This is a genomic window from Polynucleobacter sp. AM-25C3 (assembly GCF_018882335.1).
Lineage (GTDB): Bacteria > Pseudomonadota > Gammaproteobacteria > Burkholderiales > Burkholderiaceae > Polynucleobacter.
The window spans coordinates 128,926-142,905 of sequence record NZ_JACVOS010000007.1 but is presented as its reverse complement, the minus strand read 5'-3'; the positions used below and the strand labels follow the sequence as shown (position 1 = coordinate 142,905).

The 13,980-nt window shown below is 42.7% G+C and carries 12 protein-coding genes; 6 read left to right on the top strand and 6 right to left on the bottom strand.

Annotation, left to right across the window (positions count from 1 at the left end; all coding sequences use genetic code 11):
* Positions 1-307: 307 nt before the first annotated feature.
* The 4 genes from ICN12_RS06680 to ICN12_RS06665 form a co-directional block, all read right to left on the bottom strand.
* On the bottom strand, positions 308-1,174 hold the full coding sequence (locus ICN12_RS06680) for a TniB family NTP-binding protein (RefSeq protein ID WP_216271747.1): 867 nt from the start codon (positions 1,172-1,174) through the stop codon (positions 308-310).
* Positions 1,175-1,200: 26 nt separating this feature from the next.
* Positions 1,201-3,303: a TnsB C-terminal domain-containing protein gene (locus tag ICN12_RS06675; RefSeq protein WP_216271746.1), complete on the bottom strand. Its 2,103-nt coding sequence runs from the start codon at positions 3,301-3,303 to the stop codon at positions 1,201-1,203.
* 1 nt (position 3,304) lies between these two features.
* Positions 3,305-4,018 (bottom strand): TnsA endonuclease N-terminal domain-containing protein, encoded by a 714-nt coding sequence (locus tag ICN12_RS06670; protein ID WP_216271745.1) that lies wholly within the window; start codon positions 4,016-4,018, stop codon positions 3,305-3,307.
* A 187-nt stretch (positions 4,019-4,205) separates the two neighbouring features.
* A complete protein-coding gene (locus ICN12_RS06665; RefSeq protein WP_216271744.1) occupies positions 4,206-4,472 on the bottom strand; it encodes a hypothetical protein in 267 nt (88 codons plus the stop codon).
* A gap of 60 nt (positions 4,473-4,532) precedes the next feature.
* Here ICN12_RS06665 and ICN12_RS06660 point away from each other — a divergent pair, with 60 nt between their 5' ends.
* Complete coding sequence (locus tag ICN12_RS06660; protein WP_216271743.1) at positions 4,533-5,276, top strand: hypothetical protein; 744 nt, start codon at positions 4,533-4,535, stop codon at positions 5,274-5,276.
* Positions 5,277-5,439: 163 nt separating this feature from the next.
* On the opposite strand, the gene ICN12_RS06655 is transcribed toward ICN12_RS06660, so the two are convergent.
* The gene (locus ICN12_RS06655; RefSeq protein ID WP_216271742.1) at positions 5,440-5,649 is read right to left on the bottom strand and encodes a DUF3079 domain-containing protein; all 210 of its coding nucleotides are present in this window, start codon (positions 5,647-5,649) and stop codon (positions 5,440-5,442) included.
* Positions 5,650-5,855: 206 nt separating this feature from the next.
* On the opposite strand from ICN12_RS06655, the gene ICN12_RS06650 reads away from it, so the two are divergent.
* The 4 genes from ICN12_RS06650 to ICN12_RS06635 are packed head-to-tail and all read left to right on the top strand — an operon-like array spanning position 5,856 to position 11,114.
* Positions 5,856-6,281, top strand: a complete 426-nt coding sequence (locus tag ICN12_RS06650; protein WP_216253051.1) for a PAS domain-containing protein — start codon at positions 5,856-5,858, stop codon at positions 6,279-6,281.
* Between the two features lie 11 nt (positions 6,282-6,292).
* Positions 6,293-7,447 (top strand): NnrS family protein, encoded by a 1,155-nt coding sequence (locus tag ICN12_RS06645; RefSeq protein ID WP_216271741.1) that lies wholly within the window; start codon positions 6,293-6,295, stop codon positions 7,445-7,447.
* A 51-nt stretch (positions 7,448-7,498) separates the two neighbouring features.
* A complete protein-coding gene (locus tag ICN12_RS06640; protein WP_255537731.1) occupies positions 7,499-8,713 on the top strand; it encodes an NAD(P)H-dependent flavin oxidoreductase in 1,215 nt (404 codons plus the stop codon).
* Complete coding sequence (locus ICN12_RS06635) at positions 8,694-11,114, top strand: adenosylcobalamin-dependent ribonucleoside-diphosphate reductase (protein ID WP_216271740.1); 2,421 nt, start codon at positions 8,694-8,696, stop codon at positions 11,112-11,114. The genes ICN12_RS06640 and ICN12_RS06635 overlap by 20 nt, the downstream gene beginning before the upstream one ends.
* A 21-nt stretch (positions 11,115-11,135) precedes the next feature.
* On the opposite strand, the gene ICN12_RS06630 is transcribed toward ICN12_RS06635, so the two are convergent.
* Positions 11,136-12,101 carry an SLAC1 family transporter gene (locus ICN12_RS06630; RefSeq protein WP_255537730.1) on the bottom strand — a complete coding sequence of 322 codons (966 nt, stop codon included), beginning with the start codon at positions 12,099-12,101 and terminating at the stop codon, positions 11,136-11,138.
* 17 nt (positions 12,102-12,118) lie between these two features.
* On the opposite strand from ICN12_RS06630, the gene ICN12_RS06625 reads away from it, so the two are divergent.
* Complete coding sequence (locus ICN12_RS06625) at positions 12,119-13,969, top strand: type IV pili methyl-accepting chemotaxis transducer N-terminal domain-containing protein (RefSeq protein ID WP_041484816.1); 1,851 nt, start codon at positions 12,119-12,121, stop codon at positions 13,967-13,969.
* Positions 13,970-13,980: the final 11 nt, after the last annotated feature.

The following is a 13,980-nucleotide window of genomic DNA, read 5'->3' as shown; positions in this document are numbered from 1 at the left end:
GATTGGATGTGGACATACAATCATGAAAGACCGAACATGGGCTTAGGTGGAATTACACCAAAGCAAAAACTAGCACTTGCAGTACCAGCTTCTACTTTTAGCTTAAGTTAAAAATGGGGGGATTACCGTGGCATCTATGGTGAGATAAGGATATGGGTATAGATCAATGTGGCGTAGTAACTCATAGTAGCCAACATGATTTTTACTGGCCATCCGCAGAACATAACCGGGACCAGATTCTCCCGGTAGCAGTCCATCTTGAATTGGAAAGGTTGCAAACGGGAACAACTCTGTCCGCAATGGAAACCTAGAATGGGTTAACGCGCGCATGAGCATTTCCGTAGTATTTCTTAAATGCTAATTTCAGGTGCTCAACTGTGAGAACGCTTACATTTTCAATTTCAGCAATTTCAACGGACATGATGATGAAATCTGTTAGACGCCGTAAGTTTCCGCCAATGCCTTCAAATATTTCTTTATGTTTGTGTCGAATAATATTTATGTCCATGGCACTGCATTGTTGGGTATAGCCGTTTAAAAATCCCATTAGGGACGATTCTGTTTGGAATTCAGCAAGATAAAATCTAGTGGCAAACCGAGTGCTCAGTTGCCCGTCTCCCAAAGCGCCATCAAACAATAGCGAAATATCTTTCGTCCCCGATAACACGGTCGTAATTCCCGTCCTAGTCGAAATATTTTTAACAGCGTCTAGTACTCGTATCCTAAGCTCATCTTTGGATTGTTTGACTACTTGCTGGGATTCATCAATGAACATTGCTATGTATTTTTCACGTTCAATTTGATCCACAACCCGATCTTCCAAAATTCCATCACGAGTTGAGCGTGAGGTAATCTTCAAAACATAATTGCTTTGCCTTAGTACTGATGAATAAAGACTTTTAGGAGTTGGAATAGAGTCGGCAAATGTGATGTTAAGCACCCTTCCAAGGGGCGCACCATTTGTACCTGTTTCAATAGCATTTTTAAGTGAGTCCAAAAGGGTAGATTTACCCGTTCCCCCATGCCCATGAATTAAGACACCGCTGTTAGGCCGCGCAGTTGCAAGAGCATTTTTTAAGATATCTAAGGTGCCATTGAAAGCCTCTTCAAAGAGGGGGTGTCTTAATCGTATGCTACGTAATTGAAGTGAGGCTAAATTATTGTTAGGGTTCATAGGGAATTTACATGCTGGCAATAAATTTAGAGTGGCGCATATACAACCGCATCAATAAGGGGGTCAATAGTTTCTGTAGGAGTATTGACGACTGCATAATTGGCGGTGAGGGCTTCAATCTCCGCAATGGGATTCATTTTTTGAGTAGGCGGTGGCAACATGGGAGGGGTGTCTGGCTTGCCGTGCGGATTATCTTGATCGACCTGTCTGCGCCTAGCATCCCTTTTCGCTTCATTTAATTTTCTTTTGCTAGAAGAGAGAAATTGGTCTTGCCATGCGCCAAAGCCATATATCGCCTCAAGATGCCTCTGAAGTGCACCACTTTCAATGTTCGTTTGGCGACGAGCTTTACGTTCTGATTTCACCCAGAAAAGACTTTTTCCTGCCAGGTCTTCCCGCACTGCCGGAACGGTAATCCAATTTTGAGTTTTTTTATTTAAGACAAAAATACTGCCCATGTCATTAGGGTCAAATCTAACTTCAGTTTTGAATTTCGGACTAATTTGATAAGTGAGGTCGCGCAACTCAGGGCTGCGATAGTTGATTGTAAGAAGGGTGATGCCGTTGTTGTCTACCTGGCATTGCTTGGGAACGGATAGGTCTCTCCTAAACTCTTCAGTCATCATTGGGTAGACAGGAACTGTGCCTTTAAGCTTTTCCATTTCCTCTATCAGAATATCTCTTGGAGACATTAAGCTGCGCTCAGGAATTGAAACGTTGTGCACGTCAACTACCCATTTGAAGACCCAGGCAATAAAATCGTCAAATGCAATGGTTGCATCCTTCAAGGGGTTATAGCCTGGAATGGAAACCTCGCCTGGCTTAAGCGGCCTTCCTCGCTGAGGCAGTGCATCCGAGTAACGTTTCATCAAATTCTCAACACCACCCTTCATTACTGGTGTTCGAACTGCGCCACGTTCTGGATTGATGCCTAAGTTTTTAGATATGGCATAAAAGATTGCGGAGCGTTGTGACGGCGCATTGTCGATACGCATATAGAAGGGTTTGACTAGTAAAGCAAACCAGTCATTTTGAAGATTAAATTCTTTTAATAAGCTTGTTTTATCTCGATAAGCAAATTCGATGACCTTACTGAATCGCCCAATGTTTTCACCATCAAAACTGACCCATGTAGACAAGATGTAGCCAGACAATGAGTCAATTAAAAATGTTATGACGGGCCTGCCGATAATATTTCCATGCTTCGAGTCGTAGACATATACATCAGATACGGTATGGTCTAGTTCAACATATTGGAATGCATGTTCCGGGTAACCACCCCCAATTGAATGTTGCCATTTTTTCTTAACCAATTCCTTTGGCAGGCGCAAACGATCGCGTTCATAAGGTGTAAAACTTAGAATTAATCTTTTAATGGTGGCGATACTGATATAGGGGCATCTCAAGAGCGCGAGCGGGGGATTGCCGGTATAGGTAAACGGATCTTTTTCAGGAAATATTTCCTTGAAATCTGATAGCGGTAAGTTATTCACGCGCACATTTACTTCTATGGCACAAGCCTGAGCCGTTTTTCTTGTTATATTTTTTTTATTATTTTTTTGAATGAAGTAATGATGTTTTAAGACCTCAAATGCCATTTTTATTAGCAAAGGATGTGATCGATATCGCCCTTTCGGACGCAATGCATGACCAGAAATTAAATCAGCAGCATCTTCTCGCGGTTGATATTGAAGCATCCAAAGTCTGACAGTTGATGGGCTTGGTTTTTTTGGCTCACTTAGAAATGATTTCATTCTATGGAGCTCAGCGCGCAATTCAGAAATATTATTTCCGCTAATATTTTTTGCAATTAAATGACCGCAATAAAATATCCGCCTCTCATGAGCAAACTTTTGCTTTGGATTTAGTTCGATAGTTGAGTAATTATTGTGACGTGGTATGTCTGAAGTGAAGTCATCAATTAACCCCGTCTGTATCACCGCGTAAGACTTATTGGTCACATTGGTATAGACATCTTCTCGAGTGCTGTCCCAGATTTCTCCGGTTGTCATGTTCGTAAAATAAACACGAGTCTCTAACTGCGAATTAACAAATTCTTTATTAAATTCGTGGACGGCATTTTCAAATAAAAACGAAAATCCCTTTTGAACTGAAAAATAATTTCTCATGTCAGTAAGCTGCTGACGAATAAATCATCGAGCCATCTTCATACTCAAGCGCATCATTAAGGCGCAAGTGACGGCTTGCTACGAGCTTTAAGATTAATATTTTTGGAAGGCCTGTAATTCTCATGAAAAAATCAAAGGTCATTCCATCTGTGTATTTAGATATTTCCTCAATAGCCAATAAAATATCTTCTGAATTGAATTCAAGACGAGCACAAAATGCAATGTATTCGGCTCTTTTATGCAAATTTCCTACGCGAAATTGCAGTTCTGTTTGAACTTCAAAGGTAACGTTTAGGGCTTCACAAATAGATTGGGCTTGCTCAAATAATTGTGGCCAAGGTGCTTTGAGAGTAAATTTGTGCGGTTTTATCTCTACTATTGTTGGCCGACCATTCTTAATGACTAAAAAATCGGGAGTGTAGGTTGCTCCATTTGAAAGCGTTAGGGTCGCTCTCTGGTGGTATATGGCAGATACATTAGGATCAAGGGCGGTTACCAATACAAAATCAGCCTCATAACTTGACTCTGTGTTTATCCAGTCAACATCAAGAGCATCAAAATGGTAGGCAGTAGTTTTTAAGTGCGGGGCATTTTTCTTGCCGCCTACTTGTCGAATGGGGTTTTCATGAATTATTAACGCCCCATTATTAAACTTTCGACATAATGTTTTTAATACCAAATTTTCTTCGGTTGATCTAGGTAAGTGTTGCTGCATTGCATCTCCAGTGATTCGTCTGAACCGTCAAAAGGCATCAATTGAATGCATTTCTCCCGTGTCAGCTCAAATGAGCTTCAAAAAAATTGACTTTGTTTTGGGGTTTGGGGATACTGTCAGTTCGAACAGCAGCAAATCCAAGCATCAAAAAAAAGTCAGGGTTGACCTTTAGGTTAATTCTGACTTTTTACATTTCTAGCTCCTCATTGTGCGAGCCGTTATCTTCGGCGCGGGTAAGGCTTAGAAGCCATTGGGCCAGGTCGGTAGTTAAGGCGTACCAATCCCGTCTTTTTGGAATCTTAAATATCTCAACTGGTATCTCCCCACGTTCTTTGGCGAGTCGAAATGCCCCGTAGGACTTGAATCCTAGGGCAGAGTAAAGATCGCGTCCTCCAATCATGGGGCCATATTCCCGTATCAGTTTGCCGCTTAAGGTGGAGTCAATTGGGGTCATTTAAATATTTTCTAAATTTTTGCTATTTTCATATTGGGTTTTAATAAAATCTACAGGAATATGAAAGACATTCAACTTCCCGAAATCGATAAGGCATTAACGGGGAAATCTCGTGGTGGTCAAGAGATTGAACCTTTAGCAAAGGCACGAAATATTCTTTGGTGTAAGGAAGTTAAGGGCCTGGCAGAAATAACAAATCCAAAATTAGATGAAATGTTTGTGTGGAGGAATGCTGAAGACTGTTTTCACAATCCGCCCGCAAAAATTTTTGAACGAATAGACAAAGTGGGCATGTACCCACGAGGCAAGGGAAGGGGTTTAAAAAGAAATCTTCCCGAAATTGTTGAAGCTGTTAATCAGCATCCTAATTTTCTAGGTACAGCCATTGTTTTTAACTCCAAAATCTGGGAATTATTCGAACTTAAGACCATCAGCGAGAAGGAAATCCTGAAACGTATTGATGATGTTTTCAGTGAGAATGGGATTGAGAGATATCCCCATCCAAAAATAGAAAGCTGGCGCTATGGAAGAAATCCTGAGCTAGATGTTCAGCACCCAGTCAATCCAAATGAGTTTCTGAGGCTACAAGCAGCTAACTTGCCAAAAATTACTTGGGAATATCTAACTCTGCTCTTTTACTTTTTTATTAAAACAACAATATCAGGCCGTTCTGAGCGACTCCTTAAGATGTATACCGATTCACTAAAAGACTATTTTGAGGAAGGCTTGGGGGAGTTTGGCCAAGAATGTTTTTTAGATGCGCTTAAGAAAATTCAGGGTATTGAGGTAATCCGCGTATTTTGAGCTATCTCGGTTAAGGCAAGATTCAGTCCCTTGCTTGCCCTACATCAGTCATTCAAGATGGGGTGTTCTTAGGGGTTTGGACGTCCCTAATCGGCCAGAAGCGGTCGCTGATGACCATCAAATTTGAATCTTTTGTCTTCATACTCACTTCCCAGTTAGTTCACTAAAAATGAAGATGTTGATTTTTAAGATCATTAAAAGAATCTCGATCATCAAGCCCCCAACTTTCCCAGCCATCCCCGAATAGTTCATGTGGGTGCTGTGTTCTATCAGACCCGTTTCCACATGCCATTGAATTCGACGGGCAATATCTCTCGCATCCCCAACATACTCGTTCTGGATGTGGTGGGTTGAGGGGGAATTTTTTTAGCATATCAATTTTTATTTGTAATTAAACGCTTGTTTATCTCCAAGTATTTGATTTATAGCAAAAGAAGTCTGCATTTCAAGCGTTTAAAGAGGCCTTATTGTTGGGCATAGTTCTATAGAGCTATTTCAATAACCAATGGTTACGTGGAGAATCCAAAAATCTAAAAACAATAGACCTTTTGATCCCTAGCTTACGGAGTTTGTCTGAATATGAAATACCAAGTTGATTTTGAGCAGTTAGCCAACGCGATGGGTGATGGTGTTGTTATTTCAGATGCCAAAGGTGATATTGTTTTTTGGAATGCATCTGCAGAAAGAATTTTCGGATACTCAGCTGTTGAAGCTCTAGGTAAAAGTTTGGACATCATTACGCCAGAGCGTTTTAGATTACGGCACTGGGATGGGTATAAAAAATCCATGGAAACGGGAACGACCCGCTACGGTTCTACCTTGCTCACCGTACCGGCCCTTCACAAAGAAGGCAAAGCTTTATCAATTGCTTTCACAGTGGCAATGCTGACGGATGAAGATGGCAATGTAGGTGCTATCGCAGCCATTGTTAGGGATGATACAGAGCGCTTTCAGACAGATCGTGAACTCAAAAAGCGCATTGCAGAATTAGAGGCGAAGTCTTAATTAAAGTAGATATGACAAAAAAGACCATCCCTCTTTTTGCGCTAGGCTTTAGACCATTTTATTTATTGGCGGCATTTTGGTCTGTAGCGGCTATTTTGGAATGGCTGATGGAGCTTAGTGGTTCAGGCATTCGAGGGATTGGCTCGATTCCTGGAATTCAGTGGCATGCTCATGAAATGATTTTTGGGTTTGCAACAACAGTTGTAGCTGGCTTCTCCCTAACTGCAGTTAGATCATGGACGGGGCTTGAGACACCTAAGGGCAGATCGTTAATGCTGCTAGCATTTTTCTGGATTGCGGGACGACTTGGTCCGTTATTTAGTTCGTATTTTGTGATTATTGACATTCTGTTTTTGCCGATCATCGCAATGATTATTGGTAAGTTGATATTACAAAGAAGTATGGTGAGAAATCTTTTCCTGCCTCTTATTCTCAGTGTTTTGGGGATACTGAATGGATTGTTCTATATGTCTGCTTATGGACATATCGGTATTGATAGCAATGTTCCTTTGATCTCATCGTTATTCTTAATTGTGATGATCGAAATCATGATTGGTGGTCGAGTTATTCCAAGCTTTACCGCGAATGCCATTGTGGGAATAAAACAGTTTCGCAATAAATCATTTGCAACTGTTGTGCTGGCATTCAGTGCGACGTCCTTTTTGCTTTGGATATTCTTTTCAGTCAGCGTTGTTACTGCTCTCATATGCATTCTGACCGGCGTATTACAGTTTATTTTGCTGTTAGGTTGGAAGCCTTTGGCTACACGATCCAAGCCAATCGTATGGATCCTACACGCTGCCTATTTTTGGATTCCTTTAGGTTTTATCCTCCTCGGCTTTTCATCTTTTGGGCTGGTCTCCATGTATATCGCTCTGCATGCTTTTGGTATTGGTGCTACGGGCGGCTTAATTATTGGCATGATTACCAGAACGGCTATGGGGCATACAGGCAGGCTGATTAAGGCAGGGGCAATAGAAGTGAGCTGTTATGTATTGGTGCAGGTGACAGCAGTCATTTGGATGGTTGCGCATTTAACAGTGGGCGTTTGGTTCCATTTTACGATTGGGTTAGCTGGTATCTGCTGGTGTTTGGCTTTCATTCTTTACATCTACAAGTACTTTCCTTGGCTTACCAAGCCCCGCTTGGATGGGCAACCAGGGTAGTGGCGCTATTGAGTTGATAGCGCAGTCTCTTATATGGGTATGCCAATGAATATGATGATTCCTTCCTTTTCAGGAGATCTACTAACTAAGAGCGGGATTACACCGCTAGTCATCAAAGGCAAGACAATTCTTCCTATTGTGCAAGGCGGTATGGGTGTAGGGGTATCAGCTCATCGTCTTGCGGGCGCAGTTGCAAAAAATGGAGGCATGGGAACGATCTCCTCCATTGATTTGAGACGTTTGCATCCAGACTTAATGCAAGAGACCCAACACCTATCTCCTTGTTCGGATAGTCGAGAGGTCATTAATAAAGCGAACATTGAGGCATTAAGGCGGGAAATTACCCAGGCTAAAGTAGATTCTGAGGGATTTGGTTTAATTGCAGTAAACGTCATGAAGGCTGTGAATGAGTATGCCGCCTATGTAAGGTGTTCCTTAGAGAATGGAGCTGATGCCATCGTAGTGGGTGCCGGCTTACCGCTTGATTTACCGGATCTAGCGGCAGATTTTCCGGATGCCATTTTGATTCCAATTCTGTCAGAATCTAGAGGCGTTCAATTATTAGTAAAAAAATGGATGAAGAAAGGGCGTCTTCCTGATGCCATTGTGATCGAGAATCCTAGATTGGCTGGAGGGCATGTAGGGGCATCTAGCGTGGGGGATATTCACAACCCAAAATTTGATTTTGAAAATGTCATCCCTGAGGTGCTTACTTTTTTTAAATCCATCGGAATTGAAGGGCAGATTCCGCTAATTGCAGCTGGCGGAGTTTCTTCCTTACAAGACATTAAGCGCTTGCAGGCACTTGGAGCATCTGGCGTCCAGTTAGGCACTGCTTTTGCGGTAACTTGTGAGAGCGACGCTGACGAGGCATTTAAACATGTGCTGGCTAATGCCAAACAAAAGGATTTAGTTGAGTTTTTAAGTGTGGCTGGACTTCCAGCTAGAGCAGTCAAAACTCCCTGGCTTGGAAAGTATCTAAAGGTTGAGAGCATTCTGCAAGGTACGGCTCGCAAAAAACCACGTTGCACAATGATTTTTGATTGCCTTCATGATTGCGGCTTGCGTGATGGTAATAGTTCATGGGGTCAATTTTGCATTGATAAGGTCCTTGGGAGCGCCCTTACTGGCAATGTACAGAAAGGGTTGTTTTTTCGAGGGGCCGGCGCCTTACCTTTTGGCAATCAGATACGCCCCGTCATCGAATTAATTACCCAATTATTGTCAGAAGTGGAGCCAGAAAATTATGGTTATGCAGCCAATTAGTTTTGATGTATTAGCTGAAAAGTATTTAAAAAATGGTGAAAAAGATGAGCAAACTATTTTTGCAAGGGTGGCAAAAAGTCTCGCCTCAGTAGAAGAGCCGTCTCTACGCGAAGAAGTGGAGAAGAAATTCTTGGAGAATTTCAATGCAGGCGCCATTGGCGCCGGTCGCATTATGAGCTCAGCGGGAACTGGGATTAAGGCAACTCTAATTAATTGCTTTGTGCAGCCGGTTGGAGATTGTATTCAGGACTTAGATGAGGATGGTTGCCCTGGTATTTATGAGGCTTTAAAGCAGGCTGCCGAAACTATGCGTCGTGGCGGCGGGGTTGGGTATGACTTTTCTAGAATTCGACCAAAAGGTTCCGAGGTCAAAGGAACCGCCTCAATTGCTTCAGGCCCTTGTAGTTACATCAATGTATTTGATCAATCCTGCTCCACAGTAGAAAGCGCTGGATCAAGACGGGGGGCTCAAATGGGCGTATTGAGAATAGACCACCCAGATATATTGGATTTCATTACGGCAAAAAGAACGCCGGGTCGATGGAATAACTTCAATGTCTCCGTTGGCGTTTCAAATGATTTCATGCGATCGGTTGAAAATGATGGGGAGATGGAGCTAGTACACAAGGCAAAGCCTGGTGAATTATTGATTGCGGATGGAGCTTACCAAAAATCGGATCAAATCTGGGTATACAAGAAAGTAAAAGCAAGAGATGTTTGGGATGCGGTTATGCAATCGGCATATGATTTTGCCGAGCCTGGAATTTTATTTCTCGACAATATTAATCAGGATAATAATTTGTATTATTGCGAGAGGATTGAGGCGACCAATCCTTGTGGTGAGCAGCCCCTGCCTCCCTATGGTTGTTGTGACTTAGGCCCGATCATCCTCACAAGATTTGTCGTTAACCCTTTCGGTTTTTCAGGTGAACCTTATTTCGATTTCGCTAAATTCTCTGAAGTAGTGAAGGTTCAAGTGCGTATGCTTGATAACGTCTTGGATGTAACATACTGGCCACTTGAAGAGCAGGGATTAGAGGCCCACTCAAAGCGACGTATTGGCGTAGGCTTTACCGGTCTTGGGGATGCCTTAATTATGCTTAAGCTGGCATACAACAGCGCTCCAGCGAGATTAAAGGCGGCGGAAATATCAGAAAAGTTGCGCGATATTTCCTACGAGGCTTCAATTGCATTAGCTCAGGAGAAGGGGTCATTTCCAGATTTGGATGTCGACCAATATCTTTCGGGTGGAAATTTTGCGAGTCGACTTGGTGAGGATTTGAAGAAAAAAATTCGGCAGTTTGGTTTGAGAAATAGCCACCTGTTGTCGATAGCGCCTACTGGAACAGTGAGTCTTGCATTCGCAGATAATGCATCAAATGGAATTGAGCCTCCTTTCTCATGGACATATACCAGAAAGAAAAGAGAGGCTGATGGCTCAACGAAAGAGTATGCGGTTGAGGATCACGCTTGGAGGATGTATAAGGAATTGGGTGGAGACGTCAATGTATTGCCAGAGTATTTCGTAACTGCCTTAGAAATGTCTGCTGAAGATCATATTTTGATGATGGAAGCAGTTCAACCATTTATTGATACCGCCATTTCAAAAACGGTAAATGTTCCGGCAGATTATCCTTATGAGAAATTTAAGGATCTATATCTAACGGCATGGAAGTCCAGGCTCAAGGGAATGGCCACCTATCGACCCAATAGTATTTTGGGTTCGGTATTGCAGGTAACTCCTAGTCCAAACGAGAATCCCTTAAGCGCAGATCTAGATGGCGAGGATTGGAGAAATAGTCCGTCAAAAAAAGTGGTGGATCGCCGTCCTAATGGCGAATTACCTGCGGTGGCTGAGAAAATTAATTACTGGACTCAGGATGGGCAAAAAACGCTGTATTTAATTATTTCCTTTTTGACTGTTGAGGGGGTGGTTGCTGGCAAGAAAGCAAGTGTTGAGAGGGCAATTGAATTTTTTATGCCTGTAGGTCAAAGTGGAGAGTCTCAGCAGTGGATTACTTCGAGTATGCGAATGCTCTCTCTTGCAGCGCGGGGAGGCTTTCTTGCTAGAGCTTTAAGCGATATGAGGAAGGTTGCTTGGGATAGAGGGCCTGTTCGATTAGGAACGAAGAAAAAGCAAGATGGTGCTGTAGCCCCAATGTGGCATGACTCTGAAGTGGCTGCTGTAGCTTTTGCTATTGAGAATATCCTAGCCAAAAGGGGAATTACAGAATTTAAAGCTGCAGAGGAGTTTACGATTGGTGAGCTTGATTCTCAAAAAAGCACGGGCGGGGGCCTAATGGCTGGGAAAAAATGTCCGGACTGTGGCGCTCATGCGGTGATAAAAAAAGATGGCTGTGATTACTGCACAAGTTGTGGTTACGTCGGAGCGTGTGGCTAATCATCTGTGGATGCAGTGAGTTCAATATAGTTTTTGTTGAATCAACAAGATTATTGTTCGGGCTAGCAAAAATAGGACAAGCGCAGTAGAAATAGCAATTGCAATCGTCGCAGCTTGATGGGGCCAGCCTCCTCGTATAACCGCCTCAATGACGCAAGAGGTGGTTGCAGCAGCAGGGAATGCAAATGACCAAAATCCAAATGAAAAGGGGACCGCCGTCCAAGACCGCCATCTCGTGAGTACTGCAAAAATAGGACCTGATGCAATACCCAAACCTACCAAGATGGCATCAACTGGAAGGTTTGGCCAAATCGTAATGGCGGTGATGGTGCTAACTGCTGCTGGACCCATTTCAATTCCAATGGTTGGGCGAAATTGCGGTGGCAGAGGGCCTGCAAACAAGCGATGCAAAATGCGCATTTCTAATAACGCCCAACCTCCAAGACCCATTCCCCATACAAGATATCCAAATCCAGGCAATCCAATTGCAGCTAACGCAGCGCCTCCAACTAAGCCGCCAGGAACAATGGGTAGATACAGCGCTGGTGTTACTTGGTCAGTGGGCATATTACCCATTGAGAGCATATGAACCACTCGCCAAGCAATGGTGACTTGAATAATGAGCGCGATAGCAGTTAACGTATAAGCAAACGTAGAGTATTCCGGAAATCTGGGGAATAGTAGAGCGATAGCAAGCATTGTGCTAATAGGAAAATAAGCCATCATTGGGCCTAAAACCGGGTTTAAGAACTTCTCCCCAATCGCTTGAGGATAAAAAATCGCCTTAATACTCCAGAGTATTGTTAGAAAGCATAGAATGAAGATGCCGAGTACAAGAAAAAAACGTTCAATCCAAAAAGTTGAAATTGAAGTGACGTGAGAGTATTTACTCCATGCGAAGGAGAGGCTAAGTAAGCTTAGGGACATGCCAAATAGTCCTGGGTGTAGGCGATGAAGCCAATTGGGCTCTTTGTCTCTTTGTATCATTATTTATATGTTGTGGAATGAAGAATACCGAATTTACCTTAAAAAAGAAACTAATGATCATTGGCACGACACTTTTGGTGTTGGCGATGATTTCTATTAGCTTTACTTTATGGGTTACTTGGAAGCTTGAGGGTGGCGCGGCAGCAATCAATGAGGCTGGCCGCATGAGAATGCAAACTTATCAGTTAGCCCTTCTGGTAAATGAGGGTGATGCTGCGGCAACAACTAAGCTAATAACTAAGTTTGACAACAGCATCATTACCCTTAAATATGGAGATCCAGCTCGGCCGCTATTTGTGCCTTGGAATCAATTAAATAAACAATTGTTTCTAAATATTTCTGGTCAATGGAGCAGCATCAAAGATGATCTACAGACGAGGAAGGCTACCAGTATTTCTGTATCGCGCATTGATAATTTTGTTGCGAATATTGATCGGTTTGTCGGGTCAATAGAAGTCGAGGTTGATTACTGGACAAATATGCTCCATCTATTCCAGTTTGCTATGTTGGCTATCTCTCTTTTTGCCACATTAGTCATCATGTATGTGGGGTATTCCGTTATTTTAGATCCAGTAGAGAAGCTGCGCATTGGTTTTGATGGTGTGAGATCCGGAAAATTAAATACACGAGTTCAAATCGAGGCAAAAGATGAATTTGGTGATTTGGCAATCGGCTTTAATTCAATGACTGAAACTATTAGTGACTTATATAGCGGGTTAGAGGCAAAGGTCCGGGAAAAGACATTCCATTTACAAGAGCGACAAAATCGTTTGCAAGCGCTATATGATTTGAGTTCATTCGTTTCAACAGAAGATAATCTGGAAAGATTGGCTCAAGGATTTTCAAAGCGAATTTTGTCTATAACGGACGCTTCTGCCATCGCGATACGTTGGACAGATCAGGCAAATAAGAGATATTTTTTATTATCTGGCGCAAATTTACCCTCATCCATTGCCGAGGAAGAGCAATGTTTGGTTGCTGGAGACTGTTACTGTGGACAGTCTAGTGGTAATGCAGAAATTCAGGTAATTACATTTGATCCAAAGATAGAGGCGGATCGGCATTGCGTAAAGGCAGGTTATAACGCCCTTATTTCGGTTCCGATCCTATTTCAGCAAGATTTACTTGGCGAAATTGATATTTTTTATACTAAGGAGCAGTCGATAGATTCAGATCAGAGGGCCTTGCTAGGGACCTTGGCGCATCATTTGGCTGGGGCAATGGAGGCTTTGAGAATTAAAGCTTTGGAGAAAGAGGCGGCAATTTCTGAGGAGCGCAGTTTATTAGCAAGAGAGTTGCATGATTCAATTGCGCAGTCACTAGCGTTTTTAAAATTACAGGTTGGAATGCTCAGAGATGAGATCGTAGAGCCCGCTACGGAAAAGGCCAAAACTATCCTAGGTGAGCTGGATGAAGGCTTGAGAGAAAGTTATAGTGACGTGCGCGAGCTTTTGTTGCATTTTAGAACGCGTACTAATACCGAGGATATTGAACCTGCGATAAAGACGACTTTACAAAAATTCGAGCACCAATCCGGTATTCATACTGAGCTATCTGTTGAAGGGCAAGGACTTCCTTTAGCGCCAGATGTTCAGATTCAGGTAATGCATGTCATTCAAGAGGCCTTATCAAATATCAGAAAGCATTCGAAAGCGAGCATTGTAAGAGTCGAAGTAGCGCAATCGCCAAAATGGACGTTTAGAGTAATTGATGATGGGATTGGTTTTTCAACAGAGCTAAATACGGTTGATAGCACGCATGTGGGGATGAGTATCATGCAGGAACGTGCCAATAAAATTGGAGCCAAGCTGGAGTTGAGCTCGGAGGCATTGGCAGGAACCTGCATATCGTTAACTTTACCTACGTAGGTGATATTCTG

Excerpts from the sequence above, each read along its gene's own strand:
- ICN12_RS06680 (WP_216271747.1), bottom strand. The coding sequence starts at position 1,174 with ATGAACCCTAACAATAATTTAGCCTCACTTCAATTACGTAGCATACGA.
- ICN12_RS06665 (WP_216271744.1), bottom strand. The coding sequence starts at position 4,472 with ATGACCCCAATTGACTCCACCTTAAGCGGCAAACTGATACGGGAATAT.
- ICN12_RS06635 (WP_216271740.1), top strand. The coding sequence starts at position 8,694 with ATGGTTATGCAGCCAATTAGTTTTGATGTATTAGCTGAAAAGTATTTA.
- ICN12_RS06675 (WP_216271746.1), bottom strand. The coding sequence starts at position 3,303 with ATGAGAAATTATTTTTCAGTTCAAAAGGGATTTTCGTTTTTATTTGAA.
- ICN12_RS06650 (WP_216253051.1), top strand. The coding sequence starts at position 5,856 with ATGAAATACCAAGTTGATTTTGAGCAGTTAGCCAACGCGATGGGTGAT.
- ICN12_RS06660 (WP_216271743.1), top strand. The coding sequence starts at position 4,533 with ATGAAAGACATTCAACTTCCCGAAATCGATAAGGCATTAACGGGGAAA.
- ICN12_RS06655 (WP_216271742.1), bottom strand. The coding sequence starts at position 5,649 with ATGCTAAAAAAATTCCCCCTCAACCCACCACATCCAGAACGAGTATGT.
- ICN12_RS06645 (WP_216271741.1), top strand. The coding sequence starts at position 6,293 with ATGACAAAAAAGACCATCCCTCTTTTTGCGCTAGGCTTTAGACCATTT.
- ICN12_RS06625 (WP_041484816.1), top strand. The coding sequence starts at position 12,119 with ATGAAGAATACCGAATTTACCTTAAAAAAGAAACTAATGATCATTGGC.
- ICN12_RS06670 (WP_216271745.1), bottom strand. The coding sequence starts at position 4,018 with ATGCAGCAACACTTACCTAGATCAACCGAAGAAAATTTGGTATTAAAA.
- ICN12_RS06630 (WP_255537730.1), bottom strand. The coding sequence starts at position 12,101 with ATGATACAAAGAGACAAAGAGCCCAATTGGCTTCATCGCCTACACCCA.
- ICN12_RS06640 (WP_255537731.1), top strand. The coding sequence starts at position 7,499 with ATGATGATTCCTTCCTTTTCAGGAGATCTACTAACTAAGAGCGGGATT.